Origin of the sequence: Terrabacter terrigena (assembly GCF_042676085.1) — a bacterium.
Taxonomy (GTDB): Bacteria; Actinomycetota; Actinomycetes; order Actinomycetales; family Dermatophilaceae; genus Terrabacter; species Terrabacter terrigena.
Genome location: NZ_JBHTKH010000011.1, coordinates 1 through 21,321, shown reverse-complemented (window position 1 = coordinate 21,321; position 21,321 = coordinate 1). Strand labels below are relative to the sequence as shown.

Sequence of the window (21,321 nt, the reverse complement as noted above, 5' to 3'; positions counted from 1 at the left end):
GCCGACCCGATGGACAGCACGACCAGCACGACCAGCCCCACCAGCACGCCCGACCGGCCCGACCTGCGCATCGGCATCATCGGCTTCGGCCTGCGCGCCAGCCTCGCGCGCTACGCGCACCGCCCCGGCGAGGGCAGCCGCGTCACCGTGGTCTGCGACTCGGCCGAGCGGGGCCGGCGTGACGCCGCCGAGCGCATCGAGGGCGTACGCCTCGTCGACAGCCTCGACGCCTTCCTCGCTCCCGACGTCCGTGCGGAGGTCGACGCCGTGCTCGTGCTCACTCCCGACCACGCGCACACCGAGCACGCCGTGCGCACCCTCGAGGCCGGCATACCGACGTTCGTCGAGAAGCCGCTCGCCACGAGCGTCGACGACGCCGACCGCGTGCTCGAGGCGGCGCACCGCAGCGGCACGCGCCTCTACGTCGGCCACAACATGCGCCACATGCCCGTGGTGCAGGCGATGCGCGAGGTCATCGAGGCCGGCACGATCGGCGAGGTCAAGGCGATCTGGTGCCGGCACTTCGTCTCGGCCGGCGGCGACTACTACTTCAAGGACTGGCACGCCGACCGCCGCAACACCACGGGCCTGCTGCTGCAGAAGGGCGCCCACGACATCGACGTCATCCACTGGCTCGCGGGCGCCTACACGCGGCGGGTCAGCGCCGTCGGTGACCTCGCCGTCTACGGCGCCATCGAGGACCACCGCGACAACACCGACCGGCGCATGGCCGACTGGTACTCCCTCGACAACTGGCCGCCGACCGAGCAGCGCGAGCTCAACCCGGTCGTCGACATCGAGGACATCTCGATGGCCAACCTCGTGCTCGAGGGCGGTGTGCTCGCGAGCTACCAGCAGTGCCACTTCACGCCGGACTACTGGCGCAACTACACGGTCATCGGCACGAAGGGGCGCCTCGAGAACTTCGGCGACGGGCCCGGTGCGCTCGTCAAGGTGTGGACCCGGCGCACCGACGCCTACCGCGACGACGCCGACCAGGTCATCGAGATCCCGGCCGCCGACACGACCGGCCACGGCGGCGCCGACCCGCTGCTCGTCGCCGAGTTCGTCCGCTTCGCGCGTGACGGCGGTCCGACGATGACCTCGCCGGTCGCGGCCCGCGAGGCCGTGGCTGCAGGTGCGTCGGCGACGACGTCCCTGCGTACGGGTGGGGGTGCCGTCGAGGTGCCGGCCCTCGACCCCGCGCTCGTGGCGTGGTTCGAGGACGGCCAGGGGCAGCGCGAGCGGCAGCCGGTCGCGACGGCCTGAGGGGTATCAGCGGGGCGGCCGTGGCCCTCTGAGTGCAAGGCCCGTTCGCGGGGCGGGCCCTGCCCGAACCAGGCTCCGAACCAGGCTCCGAAGGACGGTCCACCCATGAGCGCCACCGACGTCTTCCCTCTCCTCAAGGCGCCGGACGCGTGGCCGGTGCCCGTGGTCGCGACGATCGCGATGGTCTGCCTCGCGGGCCTCGACCTGGCCGGCGCGGTCCTCGCCAAGGAGTGGGCGCAGAACGGCAGCATCCGCGCGCTCGTGCTCGGTGCGGGCGCCTTCCTCGTGCTCTTCTGGGTGTACGCGTCGTCGCTGAGGTATGCCGAGCTGGCTCTCGTCACGATGGGCTGGGTCGTCCTGCTCCAGGTCGGTCTCGTGCTCGTCGACCGCTGGCGTTACGGCGTGGAGCTGCCGACCGGCAAGTGGGTCGCGATCGGTGTGGTGCTGCTCGCCCAGGCCTACCTCGTGCTGGCGCCGAGCGCCGCTCAGGCGGGGCCCACCGCGGGCGGCGGCTAGACTGCTGGGCACGGGCAGGGGTGCGCACCGGGTGGCCGCGGCGCCACCTTGCCGAACGCGTCCACGCCTGCCGTTGCCGCCCCGCAGTCCCGTCCGGCGTCCCGTCCGGGCGTCCTCGAAGGAAGTCCATGCGTCGTCGTCCCGCCCGCCCCGCCCTGGCGGCGGCCGTCGGCGTGCTCGCGCTGGCCGCGTGCACCACGAGCACGGCCCAGCCGTCGCCGACGGGGGGAACGACTCCTGGTTCGACGCCTGCGGTGTCGACGGCCTCGGCGACGCCGACGGCAGAGCAGGAGCCGCTCGTCGTCGGTGCCGTGTTCGACCACACCACGCTCGACCCGACGCGCCAGTTCGACCGCACCGGAGCCATGCTCACGCACGCGCTCTACGAGACGCTCACGACGCTCGACCCCGACGACCCGACCAAGGTCGTGCCGGGCATGGCCGAGTACACCCTCTCGCCAGAGGGCCGCTGGCTGACGATGCGGCTGCGCAAGGACCTCGTCTTCTCCGACGGCACGCCGATCACCACCGACGACGTGATCTTCACGATCGAGCGGGCCAAGGGCCTCGGTGGCACCACCGCGTCGATCCTCGGCACCGTCGGGGTCACCAAGGTCGACGACCGCACCTTCACGCTGACCTCGCCCGGGTCGAACTTCGCGCTGCCGGCGATCCTCGCCAACCCCGCGCTCGGCATCCTCAACGCCGCCGCCGTCAAGTCGCACGGCGGGACGATCGGGCCCGGCGACGACGCCAGCGGCTACCTCTCGCAGCACTCGGCCGGCTCGGGGCCGTACGTCATCGAGAGCGTGCGCGGCACCTCCGAGGTGCGCCTCGCCGCCAACCCGATGTGGCGCGGCACCGCTCCCGCGTTCGCCACCGTCGTCGTGCGCAACGTCGCGCCGTCGCAGCAGCTCGACGACATCCGCACCGGCGCCGCCGACGTCGTGCTCGACCTGTCGCCGGGCCAGGCCGACCGCGCCGCGGCTCGGCCGCCGGCCTCCGCCGTCACCGTGACGTCCATGCGCTCGAGCACGCTCACCTACCTCGCGCTCAACCAGAAGAGCGCCGTGAACCCCTGGACGGCCAACCCAGTCTTCGCCGAGGCGATCCGCCGCGGCATCGACCGTGACGCCCTCGGCAGCGCGGTGCCCGGCGCCGCACCCGCGCCGGGCCTCATCCCGGCCGGGATCGTCGGCGCCCTCGAGGACCTCCCCGCCCCGGTCTCCCCGGGTGCCACGGGCAGCACGGGCACGCCGACACCGTCGTCGACACCGTCGTCGACGGCGACGACACCCTCCGGCTCCCGCGTGGAGACCGGCCCGACGGGCTCCCCGACAACCGCCACCGACGGCACGACGACCGGCCCCGACGGTCGCCCCACCCCCGTCGTCACCCTCCCGGTCGTGCCCGCCCCCGACCTCGCGGCCGCGCGTGCGGCCCTCCGCAGCTCGGGCTACAAGGGCCAGCAGATCCCCCTCACGTACGCCGCCGACCTGCCGATCCAGGGGCTGCCGACCGGCACGATCGCCGCGGCCGTCGCCAAGCAGCTCGGCGAGGTGGGCATCAAGGTGCGGCTCGACCCGCAGCCCGCCCGCACGGCCTTGGCCGCCTACCGCTCCGGCCGCGTGGGCCTCAGCCTGTGGGCCTGGAGCCCCGACTACCCCGACCCCGAGAACTACCTCGCGTTCGGGCCCGGCGGCCTGGTCGGCTCGCGCGCGGGCTTCGTGCCCGGCAGCGACTCCCTCGTCGACGCCCTCACCGACAAGGCGCGCGCCTCGGTCGGTGACGACCGCGAGACCGCGTATGCCGCCTGGCAGCAGGCGATGAACGAGCGCGGGCCGTTCATCCCCCTGCTCCAGCCGTCGACCCGTTTCACCAGCGGCGACCGTGTCGCAGCCGTGCCCGGCAACCCCGTCTGGACCGTCGACCTCGCCCGCATCACCTGACTCCATCGAAAGAGCACGCCGTCACCGAGCGCCCCGATCGAAAGAGCATTCCGTCCGCGGGCGGCTCAGGACAGGAAGCTGACGGGGTCGTCGACGAGGCGGTGCAGCTCGACGAGCGCGGCACCCGCGGCCCCCGCGGCGAGGTCGTCGGGTGCGACGACGACCTCCGGGGTGGCCCAGTGCGCGGACAGCACGCGCCGTGCCAGCCACCCCTCGACCTCGGGCGCGAGCAGGTCACCGACGTGGGCGAGATGGCCGCCGAGTACCACGGTCGGGATGTCGAGCACGTTGACCACACCCGAGAGGGCGATGCCGAGTGCCCGGGCCGCGGATGTGACTGCAGCGCAAGCCCTCTCGTCCCCGGAGCGCGCGCGCTCGGCGAGCACGGCCGGGGGCGTCGACGCGTCGAGGCCAGCAGCCGACAGCATCGCGAGCCGGCCGGCATACCTCTCGAGGCATCCGGTCGAGCCGCAGCGGCACGAGGGCCCGTCGGGGTCGACGCACACGTGGCCGATCTCGCCGGCCCAGCCGTGCCGTCCGCTCATCGGCGTCCCTTCGACGACGACGGCGCCGCCGATGCCGACCTCGCCGCTCAGGTAGACGAACGTGGCCGGGTCGCGCCGCCGGCCGGGCGCAGGGTGCGCGAACGCGTACGCGGCGAGGTCTGCCTCGTTGCCGACGCGCAGGGTCAGGTCGCCGAGTGCGTCGCCGAGCGCGGCTCGGGGAGCCACGTCCTCCCAGCCGAGGTTGGGTGCGCTGAGCAGTCGGCCGGCGCCGGTGTCGACGATGCCCGGAAGGGCGAGGCCCGCGCCGGTCACCGTGACCCCGGACGGGGCGTCAGCAAGGAGTCTGCCCGCGAGGGTGCGCAGCCGTCGCAGCGTCGGCACCGGCCTCGAGCCGGCCAGGTCGACTGGCACGATCCGCTCGGCGACGACCGCGCCGGTGAGGTCGACGAGCCGGGCGGCCAGGTGGCTGACCCCGACCTGCAGGCCGAGGGCGGCGAAGCGGGCGCCGGGCCGCAACGGGGTGGCAGGTCGGCCGGGACGGCCCGCGCCACCGACGGCCGACTCGACCTCGTCGAGCAGTCGACCCGCCACGAGCTCGTCGACGAGGCGCGACACGGTCGAGCGGGTCATCGAGGTCGCCGCGGCGACGTCGGCGCGCGACGGTGGCTCGTCGGCGGCGAGCACGGTGCGCAGGACGAGCGAGAGGTTCGCGTGGCGCAAGCTCGCCTGTCGCAGGTTGGGCACTCCTTGACCCTAGCGGCTCGAGTCGATAAGTTGCACGGAACAACAAACCCGTGCACGAGGAGTCGCGACGATGCGCCAGCCCACACCGGACGACCGGTTCTCCTTCGGCCTGTGGACGGTCGGTTGGACCGGGGCCGACCCGTTCGGCGGCCCGAGCCGCCCGGCGCTCGACCCGTGGGAGTACGCCGGCAGGCTCGCCGAGCTGGGCGCGTGGGGCATCACGTTCCACGACAACGACGTCTTCGCGTTCGGCGCCTCCGAGGCCGAGAAGTCCGCGCGGTGCGGCCAGCTCAAGTCCGCTGCCGACCGCGCCGGCCTCACCATCGAGATGGTCACGACGAACACCTTCAGCCACCCGGTCTTCAAGGACGGCGGCCTCACGGCCAACGACCGCGGGGTGCGCCGGTTCGGGCTGCGCAAGGTCCTGCGAGCGGTCGACCTGGCCGCCGAGATGGGCGCGACGACCTTCGTCATGTGGGGTGGGCGCGAGGGTGCGGAGTACGACGGCTCGAAGGACCTCCACGCCGCGTTCGACCGTTACAAGGAGGGCCTCGACACCGTCGCCGGCTACATCAAGTCGCAGCGCTACGACCTGCGAATCGGCCTGGAGCCCAAGCCGAACGAGCCACGCGGCGACATCTTCCTGCCGACCGTCGGCCACGCGCTCGCGCTCATCGCCGAGCTCGACCACGGCGACATCGTGGGCCTCAACCCCGAGACCGGGCACGAGCAGATGGCCGGCCTCAACTACACCCACGCCCTCGGCCAGGCGCTGTGGAGCGACAAGCTCTTCCACATCGACCTCAACGGCCAGCGAGGCATGAAGTACGACCAGGACCTCGTCTTCGGCCACGGCGACCTCATGTCGGCGTTCTTCACCGTCGACCTCCTCGAGAACGGATTCCCGGCGGTGCCCGACGGCCCGCGCTACACCGGCCCCAAGCACTTCGACTACAAGCCGTCGCGCACCGAGCACCTCGACGGCGTCTGGGAGTCGGCGCTCGCGTGCATGAAGACCTACCTCGCGCTCGCCGACAAGGCGGCTGCGTTCCGCGCCGACCCGCGTACGGCGGAGGCGTGGGCGTATGCCGGCGTGCTCGACCTCGCCGAACCGACCTTGGGTGCCGGCGAGTCGGTCGAGGACCTGCTCGCCACCGACGACGGCTTCGACCCGGAGAAGGCGGCCGAGCGCGACTACGGCTTCGTGCGCCTCAACCAGCTCGCGCTCGAGCACCTCATCAGCTGAGACCGCCCAGCCTCGATCGAAAGGGGTTGGCCTGAGACGGGCGCTCAGTCGACGCAGAGGCAGAAGGGGTGGCCGGCCGGGTCGAGGAAGACGCGGAACGACTCGCCGGGCTGGTGCTCGTGCTTCGTCGCACCGAGCGCCACGACGGCCTCCTCACCGGCGTCGAGGTCGTCGACCATGACGTCGACGTGCATCTGCTGCGGCACCTGCTGGCCGGGCCACTGCGGCGGCGTGAAGTCCCCGACCTGCTGGAAGCAGATGCAGCTGCCGGTCTCGCTGTCGCGGATCTCGGCCCAGTCGTCGGACGCCTTGACCGTCCAGTCGAGCATGGTGCCGTAGAAGGTGGCGAGTGCCCCGGCGTCGGGGCAGTCGATGACGAAACTGGGGTATCGGGCGATGGCCATGGACCGACCGTAGGGGCTCACCCGGACGTTCGGCGTCCTCGAGGACGGGAGCGTCTCGGCATCGTCGGTTCAGGAGCATCCGGTCGCGTGGCCCTACCCTTGGGAACATCCGCCGCACCGCCATCGCACGGTCATCTGAGGATGTGAGGCCATGGGCGCCGTCGACTTCGAGCTCGAGCGACGCGTCAACGCGCCACCTGCCGAGGTGTTCGCGCGGCTGGTGGACATCGAGGGCTACAACGTCTGGATGCCGCCTAAGGGCAGCATCCGCCGGCACTCCGAGCAGACGTCCGCGGGTGCGCCGGCGATCGGGACGACCTATGTCGACAAGACGCTGTTCGGCCCGACCCCCGGCGAGATCTCCGAGCTCGAGGCGCCCAAGGCACTGACCTACCACTGGTGGGACCGCTCGAGATCGGGACGGCTCAACATGGAGGGCTGGCCGGCGTACACGCTGGAGGCCGCCGGCGACGGGGCGACGGTCGTGCGCCACCACGTGTCGCTGCGCACGCACCGCATCTACCGGCTCGCGACACCCGTGCTGCGGCTGATCGCGCGCCGTGAGCGCACGGCGGTGCTCGTCGCGCTGGCCGCCTCCTTCGAGCCGAACGTCTGAGGGGGTCCGGCCTCCCGACGCGCCACGTCGGAGAAAAACGTGGTGGGCTGTCGTAGCGGCCCGCGGCCGTTCGACGTCAGGGTGAGGCGGTCGACCGAACCGCCCGAGACAGAGGAGAACTGGGATGACGCACTACCTGCTCGCCGTGCACGGCCCGGCCGAGATGAACGAGTTCGGCAACTACGACTCGAAGGACGACATGGAGCAGGCGTTCGCCGACACGGGCGCCTTCAACGACAAGCTGCGCGCCGACGGTTTCTGGGTCTTCGCCGGCGGCCTCGAACCGGTGGCGCAGGCTGCGGTGGTCGACGGCCAGGGTGAGAAGCCCGTCGTGACCGACGGCCCCTACCTGGAGAGCAAGGAGGTCATCGGAGGCTTCTGGGTCATCGACGTACCCGACCGCGACGTGGCGCTGCGGCTCGCGGCCGAGGGGTCCAAGGCGTGCCGGGGCAAGGTCGAGGTCCGACCGTTCGGCGGGCTCGCCTGAAACCCGAGCCCGAGGCACCGAGGTGCGGGAAGCCGACCTGCTCGAGGACTCGGGCGGCGGTCACGGGACGGTCCGTCGCATGACGCAGTTGAACGGCCCCTTGGTGCGGACGTGCTCGAAGCCGGCCCGCTCGAAGAGGGTGCGGGTGCCGTTGTAGAGGACGGCCTCGCGCTTGCCGCCCTTGTCGTGCGGGTAGCCCTCGACGGTGCCGCCGCCGGCTGCCGCGACGAGGTCGATCACGCCCTGCAGGGCGATGTCCGACAGGTGCTTCCGGCGGTGGCGCTTGTCGACGAAGATGCACGTCACCCGGTAGTCGGGCAGCAGGTCGAGCTCCTGCTCGTACTGCTTGCGGTGCCGGATGTTCGGCAGCTCGGCGGGCGAGCCGAACTGGGCCCACGCGACCGCCTCGTCACCGTCGAAGACGAGCGCGGCGTGGGCCCGGTCCTGCTCGACGAGGCGCTGCTTGAGGTCCCGGTTGCCGTCGTAGGTGAACTCCTTCTCACCGCTCATGGTGTGGAACCACGTGCACCAGCAGCCGCCGAAGACGCCGTTGTGCCGCTCCATCATCGCCGCGTAGGCGTCCCAGGTGTCCGGCGCCAGCGCCCGGACCTCGTAGTCGGACAACCGTTCCTCCTCCGTCCGCCCGCGACGCGCCGTCGCGGGTCTCACCAGTTCGCGCGTCCCCACCCAGCATGCCGCCGGACGCGGACGATCGGGCGCCGTGACGGGTCGGTGGTTGGATCGGGTCATGCGCATCTTCTTCACGGGCGGCAGCGGCAAGGCCGGCAGGCACGTCGCGCCGTTCCTCGCCGAGCAGGGCCACCAGGTCACCAACGCCGACCTCGTCCCGCTGGGGCACCCGGCCGTCGACGACCTGACGGTCGACCTCACCGACATCGGCGAGACGTACTCCGCGCTCGCGGGGCTGGCGCGCTTCGACGAGCTGGAGCTTGCGGCCAAGCCGGCATACGACGCCGTCGTGCACTTCGCCGCGGTGCCGCGGATCCTGCTCACGTCGGACGCGAAGACGTACGCCGCCAACGTGCTCAGCACGTACAACGTGCTCGAGGCCGCGACCCGGCTCGGCATCCGGAAGGTGGTCTTCGCCTCGTCCGAGACGACCTACGGCGTGTGCTTCGCGCAGGGTGAGCGGCGACCGGCGTACGTGCCCGTCGACGAGGAGCACCCGACCGTGCCGGAGGACTCCTACGCGATGTCGAAGGTCGCGAACGAGGTGACGGCGCGGTCGTTCCAGGCCCGCACCGGCGCCGACATCTACGGGCTGCGCATCAACAACGTCATCGAGCCGGACGAGTACGGCGAGATGTTCCCGCCGTTCCTCACCGACCCGGCGCTTCGGCGACGAAACCTCTTCGCGTACATCGACACCCGCGACCTGGGCCAGATGGTGCAGCGCTGTCTCGAGGTGGACGGCCTGGGCTACGAGGTCTTCAACGTCGCCAACGCCGACATGTCCGTCGCGGCGACGACCGACGAGGTGCGCGAGCGCTTCTACGACGGGGTGGAGGTGCGTCGGCGGATGGGACGCAACGAGACCTTCTACTCCATCGACAAGGCGCGCGACCTCCTCGGCTACTCGCCGCAGCACTCGTGGCGCGACGTCGTGACGGACCCGCGCGCGTGAGGGCGGTCGTCTACGACGAGTACGGCCGTGTGCCGGCGCTCGCCGACGTGCCCACGCCTGAGTGCTCGGACGGTGGGGTCCTCATCGCGGTGCGGGCCACGGGCGTATGCCGTTCGGACTGGCACGCGTGGAAGGGCCACGACCCCGTCTCGTTGCCTCACGTGCCGGGTCACGAGCTCGCCGGTGTCGTGGCCTCGGTCGGTGCGGGCGTGCGGGACTGGGCTGTCGGTGACCGGGTGACGGTGCCCTTCGTGTGCGGGTGCGGGCGCTGCTCGTGGTGCGAGGCCGGCGAGGCCCAGGTGTGCCCCGACCAGACGCAGCCGGGCTTCACGGGACCCGGGTCGTTCGCCGAGCTGGTGGCGATCCACGGCGCTGACACGAACCTCGTGCGGCTGCCGGACTCGGTCGACTTCGTGACGGCGGCGTCGCTGGGGTGCCGGTTCGCGACGGCCTTCCGGGCGGTGACGACGCACGGGCGGCTGGGCGCCGGTGAGTGGCTGGCGGTGCACGGGTGTGGCGGTGTCGGACTGTCCGCCGTGATGATCGGGGTGGCGCTCGGTGCCCGGGTGGTTGTTGTCGACGTGAGTCAGGCTGCGCTGGAACGGGCCTCGGCACTGGGCGCCTCGGCGGGCGTCGACGCCTGCGGGGTGGCCGACGTGGCTGCGGCGGTCCGGGAGGTCACGGGTGGCGGAGCGCACGTCTCCGTCGACGCGTTCGGCTCGCCGGACTCGGCGGTGGCCTCGGTGCGCAGCCTCCGTCGTCGCGGGCGGCACGTGCAGGCGGGCCTCCTGCTCGGCCCGTCGTCGACGCCCCCGCTCCCGATGGACCTCGTGATCGCCCAGGAGCTGGAGATCTACGGCTCGCACGGCATGCCCGCCCGCGACTACCCGGCGATGCTGGCCCTGATCGAGGCGGGTGCCCTGCGTCCGGCGGACCTCGTGGGTCAGGTCATCGGACTCGAGGACGCCGGCGCGGCCCTCGCCGCCATGGACCGGCCCGGTGGGACAGGCATGACCGTCGTTCGGGTACAAGCCGCGTCGTGAACCCAAGGGCCTCCCCTGGCGTGGTGGGGCGCTGGCACGACGCCCTGTTGGGCGACCGCCCACGAGCGGCTCTGTCCTAGGGTGGGCGGCGACTCGACGGTGGCCGCGGGGCCCGGACGCCGGCCCGCTGGGTGGCACCGCAGACACGGACCGAGGATGAAGGACAGCGAAGGGCTCCGATGATCAACGTCATGCTCGCCGGCGGCATCTCGATGGCGGTGGCGCTGCTGTGCACCAAACCGTTCATCGCCTTCCTGGTCCGGCGACGCTACGGCCAGTTCATCCACGACGACCTGACCCACCACCACGTCAAGCGGGGCAAGCCCACCATGGGTGGCGCGGTGATCATCGGGTCGGTGTTCGTCGGCTACTTCGGCTCGCACGCGCTCCTGGTGCTCCTCACCAGCACGGGGATGCTCAAGGTCATCCACAACGGGATCTCGCTCAGCGCCCTGCTCGTGCTGTTCCCGCTGACCGGGCTCGGGTTCGTCGGGTTCCTCGACGACCACACCAAGATCCGCAAGGAGCGCAGCCTCGGCCTCACGGGGCGGCAGAAGCTCATCGGCCAGACGCTGGTCACCATCGCCTTCGCCCTGGCCGCCCTGCTGCTGACCGACGCGAACGGACAGTCCCCCGCATCGACGGCGATCTCGTTCGTCAGGGACACCGGCGTCGACCTCGCCTTCGCCGGACCGGTCGTCGCCGTGGTCCTGTTCATCGCGTGGGCGAGCGTGCTCATCGCAGGAGCCTCCAACGGGGTGAACATCACCGACGGCCTGGACGGCCTGGCCCCCGGGGCCTCGGTGATGGTCTTCGGCGCCTACACCCTGATCTCCCTCTGGCAGTACACGCAGGGCTGTGCCGTCGCGCCGGGTCCCACCTGCTACGAGGTGGGCGACGCGCTCGACCTCGCCGTCATCTCGTGCGCGATCGCCGGCGCCTGCTTCGGCTTCCTGTGGTGGAACGCCTCGCCGGCCGAGATCATCATGGGCGACACCGGCTCCCTGTCGCTGGGCGCCGCCCTGGCCGGGATGGCCATCCTCACCCACACGCAGCTGCTCCTGGTCGTCCTGGGCGGTCTCTTCGTCATCGTCACCGCATCGGTCATCATCCAGGTCGTCAGCTTCAGGCTCACCGGCAGACGCGTGTTCCGGATCGCGCCCCTGCACCATCACTTCGAGATGGTCGGGTGGTCGGAGGTCACCATCGTGGCCCGGTTCTGGATCATCGCCGGCCTCTGTGCCACGGCGGGCCTCGCGCTCTTCTACGGCGACTGGGCCGCCGGCCAGTAGGCGGGCGCGCCTTCCCAGCGGATTCGACAATCTCTGCAAAAAGGGCGTCATGATCGCGACCCTCGATCGTCTTACCTGATGACGACGAACTGACAAGACCGTCGCCACAACGGAAGCTGGCTGGTTCGTGGAGGGACTGCCGAATCCGAGTCCACCCCTGGGTGGGCACAACGAACAGCCCCGCTTTCCCGACGGCAAGCGGGGCTGTTTGCTGCCGTCGGGTCGTGCGTCGGCACGCAAGAAGATCAGGCAGGGACGGAGATTCCCTGCAGCCAGGACTGCCAGGCCGGCTCTTCGCGCCGAACGTAGTCCGCGGCTTCTGCGGAGAAGAGGTACGCGCGTACGCCCGCCGTCGCCGTGCCGCCGCCCTCGTCCCACGCGAAGACGCTCAACATCCCGGGAACCGGTGCGGTGAGGCGGAGCAGCGTCTGCCGCACACCGACGCGCTCGACCGTTCCGTTGGCGCCGCGCACGTCGACCGTGGCGCCCTCGTCGCCGAGCCCGAGCTCGTCGTGCAGGGTTGACCAGAGGGTCTCCGCGTCGCCGGAGTGGGAGGCGGAGGCCTCCAGGTAGGTGGCCTCCTGGCCGGGGAAGTACGAGAGGTAGAGGCGCAGGTTGTCGAAGAAGGGCATCCAGCCCGGGGCCATCGTGTCCCAGAACTCCGACTCCCAGGCGGCGCCGGTCCCGAACCCGCTGCTGGTGACGCGCACGATGCAGGTTCCGCCGGACTGTGCCTCGACGACGAACTCGGACGTCAGCGGGCTCAGCGCATCGGGGTCCTTGCCCATGAGCGCCGCCCAGTCCTCCTCGTAGACGAGGCGGCGCGGCGGCTCCCACGCGGTGACCTGGCCGTCGGAGCCCATCTCCGGGCCCATCGTGAAGTGCAGGGCGCCGCCTTCGCGCTCGTCCATCTCGGTCGGCGCGAACCAGGCGCTCATGCCCCTGGCGGTGGCGATGGCTTGCCAGACCTGCTCCGGGGTGCCCGGGACCTCGACGCTGAACTCCAGGCGGTAAGGGACGTTCGGGGTGGTGCTCATGGGTTCTCCTCGGGAACGGGGTGGGCGGCGACGAGGAGCCGGTGCGGGCGCCCGTCGTCGTGGTGGTAGCGAGCGGCCAGGTCGAGCACCGCGGCGGTCAGGTCGTCGGCGAAGGCAGCACGGTCGGCGGCCGACGTGAAGCCGATCTGCGTGTCGATGGTCAGGGTCGGCAGGCGCTTGCCGGACGCGCCCGCCTGGCGGGCCAGGGCGCCGACCTCGCGCACCAGCCGACCGGCCAGCGCGACGAGGTAGCTGGCCGAGAGGTGGTCGGCGCTGGATGCCGGGTCTGCCGCGGACGCGCTGAGGGCCGCGGGCGACACCACGTATGTCGCCGCCGTGGCCTGCAGCACCCGCTCGGTGATGCCCCCGTGCCGGCGCTCGCCGGACAGCTCCACCAGCCCGTGCGCCTCGAGCGCCTTGAGGTGGTAGTTGACCTTCTGGCGCCCGATGCCGACTCGGGCGGCGAGTCCGGCGGCGGAGGCCGGGACGGCCAGCTCGCCCAGCAGCCGGGCCCGGACCGGATCCAGCGCGGTGGCCGCCGCTTCCGCGCTCTCGATGACCTCGACGTCCCGCATATCGCCACCATCCTCCTGACAAAAAATCTTGTCAAGGGGTGTCGGGGCCAGCCGAAAGGGGCCCTCACCCACCGTCGTCGGCAGGCTGCCCACCGGCGCGCCCCTCGGCGCCGGACATCGGCGACGAGACCACGTCATGGGCTATCTTTCAAGAACCTCACCGAGGGTGAGCGGCCCGCAGTGTCCAGTGGTGCCCACATGGGAGGTGGCGTGTGACTGAGGCCCCGGAGCCGCCTTCGCGGCCGACGTCGCTGCCTCGGGTCGGTGTGGTGCTGGCCGCGGGTCGCTCAGAGCGGATCAGCTCGATCACCCGAGGTGGCTCCAAGGCGCTGCTGCGGCTGGGTGGCCTGAGCCTGGTCGAGCGCGCGGTGAAGACCCTGCTCGCCGCCGGGGTGGAGTCCGTCGTCGTGGTGGTCGGCCACGACGCGGAGTCGGTCACGGCCGTCGTCGACCGGTTGGACCCTGGCCGGGTCAGGGCGGTCTATGCCGACCGGTGGCAGGACGGCAACGGTGCGTCGCTGGCCGCGGTCGAGGACGCGGTGGCCGGCGAGGCGCTCTTCGTGCTGCTCACCGCCGACCACGTCTTCGGCGAGGGAGCGATCGACCGGCTGCTGGCGACCGGTGAGCCTGCAGTGCTGGTCGACCCGAGTCCGGTTCGCGACGCCTGGGACGAAGGTACGAGGGTGCAGGTCGTGGACGGCGCCGTGGTGGCGTTCGGCAAGCACCTGGACCAGCCGGCCATCGACTGCGGCGCGTTCCTGCTCCCGCCGGACATCTTCCGTCACCAGGCGCAGGCCGCCGGCGAGGGCGACCACACTCTGGCCAGGGCTGTGACCCGGCTCGCTCAGGAACGGCCGCTACGGGCCGTCGCGCTGCCCGTCGGCTGCTGGTGGCAGGACGTGGACAGTCCCGCGGACGCGCGGGCCGCCGCCGCCAAGCTGCGCGCCTCGCTCGGCAAGGACGCCGACGGGCCGGCCAGCCGCTGGCTCAACCGCCCGCTGTCGACCCGGCTGTCCATGGTGCTGGTCCCGTTGCGACCTGATCCTGACCTCGTGTCCCTGGCCGCCTTCGTGCTCGGCCTGGCCGGCGCGGTGTTGCTTGCCGTCGGGCAGGGCGTCGCCGGCGCCCTCCTGGTCCATGCCAGCTCTGTCCTCGACGGTGTCGACGGAGAGGTCGCCCGGCTCCAGCTGCGCGGCAGGCCCCAGGGTGCGCTGCTCGACGGCGTGCTCGATCGGGTCGGCGACGCCGCGATCCTAACCGGGCTGGGCCTGTGGGCGCTCGACGGACACGGTCCCGGACCTGTGCTGGCGCTGACCGTTGCCGCCACGACCGGCGCGCTGTTGTCAATGGCGACCAAGGACCGGGCCGCTGCCCTGGGCCTGCCACCGGCACCCGAACGAGCGCTTGGTTGGCTGCTGGGTGGCCGGGACGGCCGGCTGCTGCTCGTGGCCATCGGAGCCCTCGTGGGCGCGCCCATCGCCGCCCTGGCCGCGGTCACGACGACATCCGCGCTGTCACTCAGCCTTCGGGTCGCTTTCCTCCGCCGCAAGCCGGCGAACAGGACCGCGAACGATGTCGCCGAACCGGCACCGGGAGCTCCGGTCGCGTCCGAGTGACGGAGAGCCGCCTCCCGGATTCACTCGCGCAGGCGTACAAGCGTCGAGATGTAGGTGAAGCGCCCGCCCCGACGCGGCGGAATGACACACATCTCTTGTGGGTCGCCTGCCTTCGCCCGATCTCCGAAGCCGCGGACAGACGCGGTGAACCAGGGAGCGTTGGGGGGTGGACAGTGTGGGCCGGTGCCGGTTGTGCTGAAAGGACTACTGGTGCTGGGATGCCGTCTGCCCGGACGTGAGTCCGAGCTGGGCCATCATGGATCCGGTGTCGAAGTAGGTCCTCTGACTCTCGACCTTGCCGTCCTTGAACTCCATGACATCGCACAGTTGCAAGGTCAGGGACCGCCCGGTTGCTGGGATCTCACCCATGCTGGTCGCCAAGGTTCCCGTGTGGGTGCCCCGGCCGGTGAACTCGACGACGACGTAGTTGCCCGAGTCGATCACTCGGTCGACTGTGACCTTGCCGTCCGGGAACCCCTCTGACCACATCGTGTTGTAGGCGCGAGAGCCCTCGGCGCCTGTGAAGGTGTCACCCGAGCCGACGATCGTGATCGTTGCCTCGGGCGCTGTTGCCTCGGCGATCTCGTCGAAGTTTCGCTCGTTCCATGCCTCGTGAATCCTGCGCGCGAGGGATGCGTTGTCTGCCATCTGAGCCTCCGCTCTGGCACCTGCCCACCCTGTCGAAGGCTAGTACTGGGCCCGGCAGGGGGCAACGGGCCGAGACTGGTGCAACTCGACTTGAAGTCGGAGAATGCGCTCACAACGACGAGGTGGTGCGCGATGTTCAGTTCCCGCTTCATGCCCTGTCAGGAGTGCGGCGCTTCCGTGGATCGGACCGGTACTGGTGGGCACGAGTGCGCGCCCGAGCGTCGGGCCGAATTCCAGATGTTCGGGCTGCGCGAGGAGGTCGCGCAGTTGGAGGCCGGGATCCACCGCTACCTGACGACAGCAGCAGGGCGCTTCGAGTCCTGGCTCGCCGCCCGCGAGGTTCGCGACCAGACCTGAGGCCAGCCACGGTGACGATCGGCGGCGGAAGACGCGCTCTTCACGTGCACGGTGCTCGAGCGAGTGGCCGAGCTCGTTCGCTGACGTGTCGGTGACGTTGCAAGGGCACGTGATCGCGGGATAGCGAGGGGTGCCACTACGTGACACGGTGGATAGCGGCCCGTGACCGGACGACGCTGCACGGGCGGCCCGGTCGGAGCACTCGAGGAGGGCGTCATGACAGATCCCGTCACCCAGACCGGAGCCGATCCCGCGGGTAACGACCCCAGCACGCGGGTGGTCACGCCGGTGGATCCCGCTCGCACCCTCGGCAGCAATCCACCTACCACCCACTCCCGTCCGGTCGGCCAGGGCGACCAAGCCGTCATCGCGGTCTTCCCTGACCTCGCCGCCGCCGAGCAGGCGGTCATAGAGCTCGCCCAGAGGGACTTCCCGGTCGACCGGATCTCGATCGTGGGAAAGGACATGCAGAGCGAGGTCCGGATCAGTGGGTTCGTCACCACAGGTGACCTCGCGGGTCCCAGCGCGGCGACGGGAGCCTGGGTGGGAGGGCTGTTCGGCGTCCTGAGCGGGGCCGCGATGCTCTTCATCCCGGGTCTTGGCCCCCTCGTCGTCCTGGGCCCGCTGGCGGCTGCTGCGGTCGGGGCCGCAGAGGGCGCGCTTCTGGGGGGCGCAGTCGGCGTCCTCCTCGGACACTTCGTGGCCAAGAGCCACCTCCCGAAGTACGAGGAACTCGTCCGCACGGGCAGCTACCTGCTGGTCGTCCACGGCACCGAGGAGGAGGTGGCCCGGGCGCAGGGGCTGCTGGCCGAGCTGGGTAGCACCGACGTCCAACGGCACGACGAGTACCGCGGACCCGTCGACCGGATCGGGCCGATCGAGAAGGTCTACGAGGGCATGGCGGTCGTGGACGTGAACGGCGAGGAGGTCGGCAAGGTGGAGTTCGTGAAGCTCGGTGATCCACAGGCGATCAGCATCCAGGACGAGGGCCCGGACGTGATGCCCGACGTGCCGCGCCCGTTCGCCGAGCGCCTGCTGCTCACCGGCTTCCTCAAGGTCGACCGCAAAGGTCTGTTCGCCCGGGACGCGTACGTCTCCGCCACCGAGGTCGACGTGGTGGAGGACGGCACCGTCCGCCTCAACGTGTCGAAGGACATGCTGCTGACCAAGCGGACCTGAGGCGTCGGGCGGTGCGCGAGAACACCAAGGCGGGAGCCTGTTGAAGACGCGCCAGGGGTCCTGTCCCGCTCCTGCCGACCACGTCCACCAGCTGTTCAGGACAGGGAAAAGCACGTCGGCACGCTCGCCGAGATCAAGCTGCTGTGATCCCCGCCCTCCCGGCGATGTCACAAGACGTGATGAGCCACGAGCTTGTTCAAGTAGGCCACGTCGGTCCGGCCGCTGAACTCGAACCTGACCTTGCCGAGCCCCGAGAACCACAGCTCGAGCTCGGCGTCGAGGTCGAAGGTGCCGGCGGTCTCGATCGAGAACGCCTGGATCTTGGCGAGGGGGAGGGAGGTGAAGTCCTTCTTCTTGCCGGTGATGCCCTGGACGTTCACCGCGATGACGCGCTTACTGGTGAAGACGACGTAATCCCGCATTCCCTTGTACGCCGCGAACGCATGCTCTCCCTCGATCAGCAAGGGGTCGATCTGGTCGGCTACCTGGGTGTAGTCCACCTGACTGAGCTTGATGTAACTGGCGTTCTGGAAGTCGATCATCGGCGAACCATAACCGGCCGTATACGCAGCGGGAAGGCTGTTCCGTGCCGGCTCGTCTCATCGCCTTTGCGCTGTCCTCAGTGCGTTTTGCGAGCGCTGGTCTTCGTCGGTTCAAGCTCGCGCCAGCCGGCGGGCAAGGTACGGGGCGGTCGCGCTGTCCTGAGCCCTCGCCACCTCTGTTGGGGTGCCCGTGGCGACGACCTGGCCGCCCGCGTCGCCGCCGCCGGGGCCGAGGTCGATGACCCAGTCGGCGGTGGCGATGGCGTCGAGGTCGTGCTCGACGAGGACGACGGTGTTGCCGGCGTCGACGAGGCGGTGCAGCTGGCGCAGCAGCAGCGCGATGTCGTCGGGGTGCAGCCCCGAGGTCGGCTCGTCGAGCAGGTAGAGCGCATGGCCGCGTTGCGCCCGTTGCAGCTCGGTGGCGAGCTTGATGCGCTGCGCCTCTCCGCCGCTCAGCTCGGTGGCCGGCTGCCCCAGCCGCAGGTAGCCCAGCCCGACCTCGCGCAGCGTTCGCAGGCTCCGCGCGGCGGCCGGCACGTCGGCGAGGAACGTCGCGGCCTGGTCGACGGAGAGCGTGAGAACCTCGGCGACGTTCTTGTCGCGGTAGGTGATCTCGAGGGTCTCCTCGTTGTAGCGCGCGCCGTGGCAGGTGGGGCACGGCGCGTACGTGCCCGGCAGGAACATCAGCTCCACGGCGACGAACCCCTCGCCCTGGCAGGTCTCGCAGCGGCCCTCGGGCAGGTTGAAGGAGAACCGGCCGGCGCCGTACCCGCGCTCACGCGCCTCGTCTGTCGCGGCGAAGAGCTTGCGCACCGAGTCAAAGAGGCCGGTGTACGTCGCGAGGTTGGACCGCGGCGTACGGCCGATCGGCCGCTGGTCGACGACCACGAGCCGGTCGAACTGGTCACCGACGGACGGCTCCTCGGCGAGGACCTGGCTGACCAGCGTCGACTTGCCGGACCCGGAGACGCCAGTGACGGCGGTCAGCACACAGAGCGGGATGTCGACGGACAGGTCGACCAGGTTGTGGCGGGTGACTCCGGCCAGCTGCAGCCAACCCTGCGGGCCGCGCACGGCGTGCTCGAGCCGCTCGGCGCGACCGAACAGGTAGGCGCTGGTGGCGGACTCCGCCACATCCTCCAGCCCTTCGATGGGGCCGCTGTAGAGCACCCGGCCGCCGGCCTCGCCCGCACCCGGGCCGATGTCGACGACCCAGTCGGCGCGTCGAACGACGTCCATGTCGTGCTCCACGACGAACAGGGAGTTGCCGGAGGCCTTCAGCCGGTCCAGCACGTCGAGTAGCGGTTCGGCGTCCGCGGGATGCAGCCCGGCGGAGGGCTCGTCGAGGACGTAGACGACTCCGAAAAGGCCGGAGCGGAGCTGGGTGGCGATCCGCAGGCGCTGCGCCTCCCCCGGGGAGAGCGTGGTCGAGCTCCGCCCGAGGCTGAGGTAGCCCAGGCCGAGGTCGAGGAGCACCTCGACGCGCGCGACCAGGTCTCTGCAGATCCGTACGGCAACCTCGTTGGCCTCCTCTGGCTGCTCGGCGAACGGCCGCTGCAGCGCGACCACTTCGGTGAGCGGCAGCTCGTTGACCTCGGCGATCGAACGGCCGGCGAACGTCACCGCGAGGGCCTCCGGTCGCAGCCCGCTGCCGTGGCAGTCGGGGCACGGCGCATCCACGACGAACTTCAGCGCCCGCTCGCGCATCCGGTCGCTCTGGGAGTCCGCCAGCACGTGCATGACGTGCTGGCGCGCGCTCCAGAACGTGCCGTAGTAGCCGTAGTCGATGCGGTCACGCTCGGGCTTGATGAGCACCGACGGCTGCTCGTCGGTGTAGAGCAGCCAGTCGCGGTCCTTCTTCCGCAGCTTGCGCCACGGCGTGTCGACGTTGATGCCGAGACCGCTGACGATGCTGCGCAGGTTGGCGCCCTGCCAGGCTCCCGGCCAGGCGGCGATCGCGCCCTCCCAGATGCTGAGGGACGGGTCAGGGACCAGCAGCTCCTCGGTGACGTCGTGCACGACCCCCAGCCCGTGACAGCGCAGGCAGGCGCCGGCCGCGGTGTTGGGCGAGAACGCCTCTGCGGCAAGGTGCTCGGCGCCCTCGGGGTAGTCGCCAACCCGGGAGTAGAGCATCCGCAGCAGGTTGGACAGCGTCGTGATGGTGCCGACCGACGAGCGGGAGGTGGCGGCTGCCCGGCGTTGCTGGAGGGCCACCGCAGGCGGCAGGCCGGTGACCTCCTGGACGTGCGGAGCACCGACCTGCGGCAGGAGGCGGCGGCGGGCGTACGGCGCCACCGATTCGAAGTAGCGGCGCTGCGCCTCCGCATAGAGCGTGCCGAACGCCAGCGAGGACTTGCCCGAGCCGGAGACCCCGGTGAACGCCACCATCGCGTCGCGCGGGATGTCGACGTCGACGTTGCGCAGGTTGTGCTCTCTCGCGCCGCGGACGCGGACGAAGTGGTCGGTCGCGTCAGTGGTCACGGCCCTGTCCTATCAGGTGGGACGCTTGCGCAGCCTTGACGGGCTCGTAGCCGACCACCTCCCTGGATGGCAACACGATCCACGGGACCGGGTAGACCGCGTGGTCGTCAGGCGGCCATGTCACGTCCACCGGGTTGAACCGTGCAATGGCGCGGTGCGTCGTCATGTGTGGGGCCGACCCTGGAAAGTTGGCGCCCGATGGGAGAGAGGTGGTCAGGGTGCTGACCAAGCGATGGGTGATCGCAGCACTTGTTGCAGTCGCTGTCGTCGTGGTTGTTCTCGTGATCGTCTATGGCGGTGGCGGTGGCGGCAACGGCGGGGGTGGCGGAGGCGGCGGGTACTGAGCCGCTTCGTCCGCCCTGCCTCGAGGACCGGGGGTCTACCTTGTGCTTCGGGCCGATGCCGAGCCTCCGGCAGGCGTGGTTTTGGCGACACGCGTGGACGAGTACCGGGGGCATGCTGTTGGAGAACCTGTCGGGCACTGGGGCGGCAGATGCCTTTGGCAGGTGGTCGACCTCGATGCCCTGCTGGTTGCATGGCGCGAGACGCCGGACGACGACGCTGAGGAGATCGAGTCCGAACTCGTCGCGCAGTTCGTCTCCGACTGGGGCCGACGGCCCTTCGCTCACTAAAGGCCGGACGCGTCGCCAGGAGGGAGTAACCCCATGCAGGGGGACGCGGCGTGGAGCGTGAACGCATCTATGTCTTCTGGGACAGGGAGTCCCTCAGGCAATGCGCGACAGGCCGAGTACGGAGTCCACCTCGTCACCTGACAGGTAGTCGGTGCGACCGGCCACTCGGGTGATCACGTCAACGAGGAGCTCGATCTCCTCGAGCAGCGCAAAGTCGACGAGGTCGTGCCTCAGCGGGGGTGCGGGGTCCTCCCTCCCCTGAACGTGAGGGCTGCCTTGTGGCATGGCGTCATCTCCTCTTCAGCGCTCCGAATGGCCGTCCTGTCGCGCATCGGAGCGGTCCGTACCACTCAGTGCTGAGAGGCAACTCCCTGCGACGGAGCCACGATGTCTGACCGACCGGACCGTCACGAACCGCTCTGCAGACCAGCTCGCACCGCCGATCAAATGCATCTACCTCGCCTGAGCGGCCATGCCCGCGCGGAGCGCCGACTTCCACGAGGTGATGTCCGGCCGCTTGCGCAGCAGGGCCCGACG

At 70.8% G+C, this 21,321-nt stretch carries 22 protein-coding genes; 13 read left to right on the top strand and 9 right to left on the bottom strand.

Going from position 1 to position 21,321, the window contains the following annotated elements; genetic code table 11:
* The first annotated feature begins 9 nt into the window (after positions 1–9).
* The 3 genes from ACFQ2V_RS15665 to ACFQ2V_RS15655 all read left to right on the top strand — a co-directional run bounded on the left by ACFQ2V_RS15665 (position 10) and on the right by ACFQ2V_RS15655 (position 3,734).
* Positions 10–1,269: a Gfo/Idh/MocA family protein gene (locus ACFQ2V_RS15665; protein WP_386053782.1), complete on the top strand. Its 1,260-nt coding sequence runs from the start codon at positions 10–12 to the stop codon at positions 1,267–1,269.
* Between the two features lie 105 nt (positions 1,270–1,374).
* Positions 1,375–1,785 (top strand): hypothetical protein, encoded by a 411-nt coding sequence (locus ACFQ2V_RS15660; RefSeq protein ID WP_386053781.1) that lies wholly within the window; start codon positions 1,375–1,377, stop codon positions 1,783–1,785.
* A gap of 128 nt (positions 1,786–1,913) precedes the next feature.
* Positions 1,914–3,734 (top strand): ABC transporter substrate-binding protein, encoded by a 1,821-nt coding sequence (locus ACFQ2V_RS15655; protein ID WP_386053780.1) that lies wholly within the window; start codon positions 1,914–1,916, stop codon positions 3,732–3,734.
* Between the two features lie 65 nt (positions 3,735–3,799).
* Here ACFQ2V_RS15655 and ACFQ2V_RS15650 read toward each other — a convergent pair whose 3' ends face one another.
* Positions 3,800–4,984 (bottom strand): ROK family transcriptional regulator, encoded by a 1,185-nt coding sequence (locus ACFQ2V_RS15650; RefSeq protein WP_386053779.1) that lies wholly within the window; start codon positions 4,982–4,984, stop codon positions 3,800–3,802.
* 70 nt (positions 4,985–5,054) lie between these two features.
* Between ACFQ2V_RS15650 and xylA the strand changes: the two genes are divergently transcribed.
* Entirely contained in the window at positions 5,055–6,230 is a 1,176-nt protein-coding gene (gene xylA, locus ACFQ2V_RS15645; protein ID WP_386053778.1) for a xylose isomerase, read from the top strand.
* 44 nt (positions 6,231–6,274) lie between these two features.
* On the opposite strand, the gene ACFQ2V_RS15640 is transcribed toward xylA, so the two are convergent.
* Positions 6,275–6,634 (bottom strand): VOC family protein, encoded by a 360-nt coding sequence (locus ACFQ2V_RS15640; RefSeq protein ID WP_386053777.1) that lies wholly within the window; start codon positions 6,632–6,634, stop codon positions 6,275–6,277.
* A gap of 151 nt (positions 6,635–6,785) precedes the next feature.
* Here ACFQ2V_RS15640 and ACFQ2V_RS15635 point away from each other — a divergent pair, with 151 nt between their 5' ends.
* Both ACFQ2V_RS15635 and ACFQ2V_RS15630 read left to right on the top strand, forming a co-directional pair.
* Entirely contained in the window at positions 6,786–7,250 is a 465-nt protein-coding gene (locus tag ACFQ2V_RS15635; RefSeq protein ID WP_386053776.1) for an SRPBCC family protein, read from the top strand.
* A 124-nt stretch (positions 7,251–7,374) separates the two neighbouring features.
* The gene (locus tag ACFQ2V_RS15630) at positions 7,375–7,737 is read left to right on the top strand and encodes a YciI family protein (RefSeq protein WP_386053775.1); all 363 of its coding nucleotides are present in this window, start codon (positions 7,375–7,377) and stop codon (positions 7,735–7,737) included.
* Between the two features lie 60 nt (positions 7,738–7,797).
* On the opposite strand, the gene ACFQ2V_RS15625 is transcribed toward ACFQ2V_RS15630, so the two are convergent.
* On the bottom strand, positions 7,798–8,361 hold the full coding sequence (locus ACFQ2V_RS15625; RefSeq protein ID WP_386053774.1) for a GNAT family N-acetyltransferase: 564 nt from the start codon (positions 8,359–8,361) through the stop codon (positions 7,798–7,800).
* Between the two features lie 124 nt (positions 8,362–8,485).
* Between ACFQ2V_RS15625 and ACFQ2V_RS15620 the strand changes: the two genes are divergently transcribed.
* The 3 genes from ACFQ2V_RS15620 to mraY all read left to right on the top strand — a co-directional run bounded on the left by ACFQ2V_RS15620 (position 8,486) and on the right by mraY (position 11,717).
* Entirely contained in the window at positions 8,486–9,382 is an 897-nt protein-coding gene (locus ACFQ2V_RS15620) for an NAD-dependent epimerase/dehydratase family protein (RefSeq protein ID WP_386053773.1), read from the top strand.
* A complete protein-coding gene (locus ACFQ2V_RS15615) occupies positions 9,379–10,425 on the top strand; it encodes a zinc-dependent alcohol dehydrogenase family protein (RefSeq protein ID WP_386053772.1) in 1,047 nt (348 codons plus the stop codon). Before ACFQ2V_RS15620 ends, ACFQ2V_RS15615 begins: the two co-directional genes overlap by 4 nt.
* Before the next feature lie 179 nt (positions 10,426–10,604).
* A complete protein-coding gene (gene mraY / locus ACFQ2V_RS15610) occupies positions 10,605–11,717 on the top strand; it encodes a phospho-N-acetylmuramoyl-pentapeptide-transferase (RefSeq protein ID WP_386053771.1) in 1,113 nt (370 codons plus the stop codon).
* A 245-nt stretch (positions 11,718–11,962) separates the two neighbouring features.
* Here mraY and ACFQ2V_RS15605 read toward each other — a convergent pair whose 3' ends face one another.
* Together ACFQ2V_RS15605 and ACFQ2V_RS15600 are read right to left on the bottom strand one after the other, a co-directional pair.
* Positions 11,963–12,754, bottom strand: coding sequence for an SRPBCC family protein (locus ACFQ2V_RS15605; RefSeq protein WP_386053770.1), 792 nt, complete (start codon positions 12,752–12,754; stop codon positions 11,963–11,965).
* Entirely contained in the window at positions 12,751–13,329 is a 579-nt protein-coding gene (locus ACFQ2V_RS15600) for an ArsR/SmtB family transcription factor (RefSeq protein ID WP_386053769.1), read from the bottom strand. Before ACFQ2V_RS15600 ends, ACFQ2V_RS15605 begins: the two co-directional genes overlap by 4 nt.
* Positions 13,330–13,541: 212 nt before the next feature.
* On the opposite strand from ACFQ2V_RS15600, the gene ACFQ2V_RS15595 reads away from it, so the two are divergent.
* Positions 13,542–14,945, top strand: a complete 1,404-nt coding sequence (locus ACFQ2V_RS15595; RefSeq protein ID WP_386053768.1) for an NTP transferase domain-containing protein — start codon at positions 13,542–13,544, stop codon at positions 14,943–14,945.
* Positions 14,946–15,149: 204 nt separating this feature from the next.
* Here the strand turns inward: ACFQ2V_RS15595 and ACFQ2V_RS15590 are convergent, their stop codons facing one another.
* Positions 15,150–15,593: an ester cyclase gene (locus ACFQ2V_RS15590; RefSeq protein WP_386053767.1), complete on the bottom strand. Its 444-nt coding sequence runs from the start codon at positions 15,591–15,593 to the stop codon at positions 15,150–15,152.
* A 132-nt stretch (positions 15,594–15,725) separates the two neighbouring features.
* Between ACFQ2V_RS15590 and ACFQ2V_RS15585 the strand changes: the two genes are divergently transcribed.
* Together ACFQ2V_RS15585 and ACFQ2V_RS15580 are read left to right on the top strand one after the other, a co-directional pair.
* Entirely contained in the window at positions 15,726–15,950 is a 225-nt protein-coding gene (locus ACFQ2V_RS15585) for a hypothetical protein (RefSeq protein ID WP_386053766.1), read from the top strand.
* A gap of 216 nt (positions 15,951–16,166) precedes the next feature.
* On the top strand, positions 16,167–17,129 hold the full coding sequence (locus tag ACFQ2V_RS15580; RefSeq protein ID WP_386053765.1) for a general stress protein: 963 nt from the start codon (positions 16,167–16,169) through the stop codon (positions 17,127–17,129).
* Between the two features lie 167 nt (positions 17,130–17,296).
* On the opposite strand, the gene ACFQ2V_RS15575 is transcribed toward ACFQ2V_RS15580, so the two are convergent.
* Positions 17,297–17,671 (bottom strand): PH domain-containing protein, encoded by a 375-nt coding sequence (locus tag ACFQ2V_RS15575; RefSeq protein ID WP_386053764.1) that lies wholly within the window; start codon positions 17,669–17,671, stop codon positions 17,297–17,299.
* Between the two features lie 111 nt (positions 17,672–17,782).
* On the bottom strand, positions 17,783–20,152 hold the full coding sequence (uvrA, locus tag ACFQ2V_RS15570) for an excinuclease ABC subunit UvrA (protein ID WP_386053763.1): 2,370 nt from the start codon (positions 20,150–20,152) through the stop codon (positions 17,783–17,785).
* Positions 20,153–20,370: 218 nt separating this feature from the next.
* Here uvrA and ACFQ2V_RS15565 point away from each other — a divergent pair, with 218 nt between their 5' ends.
* Positions 20,371–20,496, top strand: a complete 126-nt coding sequence (locus ACFQ2V_RS15565) for a hypothetical protein (RefSeq protein ID WP_386053762.1) — start codon at positions 20,371–20,373, stop codon at positions 20,494–20,496.
* Positions 20,497–20,877: 381 nt separating this feature from the next.
* Here the strand turns inward: ACFQ2V_RS15565 and ACFQ2V_RS15560 are convergent, their stop codons facing one another.
* Complete coding sequence (locus ACFQ2V_RS15560; RefSeq protein ID WP_386053761.1) at positions 20,878–21,069, bottom strand: hypothetical protein; 192 nt, start codon at positions 21,067–21,069, stop codon at positions 20,878–20,880.
* Between the last annotated feature and the right edge of the window lie 252 nt (positions 21,070–21,321).

What these genes read in the sequence shown, in the direction of transcription:
- ACFQ2V_RS15590 (WP_386053767.1), bottom strand. Translation starts at nt 15,593, where the DNA reads ATGGCAGACAACGCATCCCTCGCGCGCAGGATTCACGAGGCATGGAAC.
- ACFQ2V_RS15660 (WP_386053781.1), top strand. Translation starts at nt 1,375, where the DNA reads ATGAGCGCCACCGACGTCTTCCCTCTCCTCAAGGCGCCGGACGCGTGG.
- ACFQ2V_RS15585 (WP_386053766.1), top strand. Translation starts at nt 15,726, where the DNA reads ATGTTCAGTTCCCGCTTCATGCCCTGTCAGGAGTGCGGCGCTTCCGTG.
- ACFQ2V_RS15560 (WP_386053761.1), bottom strand. Translation starts at nt 21,069, where the DNA reads ATGCCACAAGGCAGCCCTCACGTTCAGGGGAGGGAGGACCCCGCACCC.
- ACFQ2V_RS15620 (WP_386053773.1), top strand. Translation starts at nt 8,486, where the DNA reads ATGCGCATCTTCTTCACGGGCGGCAGCGGCAAGGCCGGCAGGCACGTC.
- ACFQ2V_RS15665 (WP_386053782.1), top strand. Translation starts at nt 10, where the DNA reads ATGGACAGCACGACCAGCACGACCAGCCCCACCAGCACGCCCGACCGG.
- ACFQ2V_RS15630 (WP_386053775.1), top strand. Translation starts at nt 7,375, where the DNA reads ATGACGCACTACCTGCTCGCCGTGCACGGCCCGGCCGAGATGAACGAG.
- ACFQ2V_RS15605 (WP_386053770.1), bottom strand. Translation starts at nt 12,754, where the DNA reads ATGAGCACCACCCCGAACGTCCCTTACCGCCTGGAGTTCAGCGTCGAG.
- ACFQ2V_RS15655 (WP_386053780.1), top strand. Translation starts at nt 1,914, where the DNA reads ATGCGTCGTCGTCCCGCCCGCCCCGCCCTGGCGGCGGCCGTCGGCGTG.
- mraY (WP_386053771.1), top strand. Translation starts at nt 10,605, where the DNA reads ATGATCAACGTCATGCTCGCCGGCGGCATCTCGATGGCGGTGGCGCTG.
- ACFQ2V_RS15635 (WP_386053776.1), top strand. Translation starts at nt 6,786, where the DNA reads ATGGGCGCCGTCGACTTCGAGCTCGAGCGACGCGTCAACGCGCCACCT.
- ACFQ2V_RS15640 (WP_386053777.1), bottom strand. Translation starts at nt 6,634, where the DNA reads ATGGCCATCGCCCGATACCCCAGTTTCGTCATCGACTGCCCCGACGCC.
- ACFQ2V_RS15575 (WP_386053764.1), bottom strand. Translation starts at nt 17,671, where the DNA reads ATGATCGACTTCCAGAACGCCAGTTACATCAAGCTCAGTCAGGTGGAC.
- ACFQ2V_RS15580 (WP_386053765.1), top strand. Translation starts at nt 16,167, where the DNA reads ATGACAGATCCCGTCACCCAGACCGGAGCCGATCCCGCGGGTAACGAC.
- xylA (WP_386053778.1), top strand. Translation starts at nt 5,055, where the DNA reads ATGCGCCAGCCCACACCGGACGACCGGTTCTCCTTCGGCCTGTGGACG.
- ACFQ2V_RS15600 (WP_386053769.1), bottom strand. Translation starts at nt 13,329, where the DNA reads ATGCGGGACGTCGAGGTCATCGAGAGCGCGGAAGCGGCGGCCACCGCG.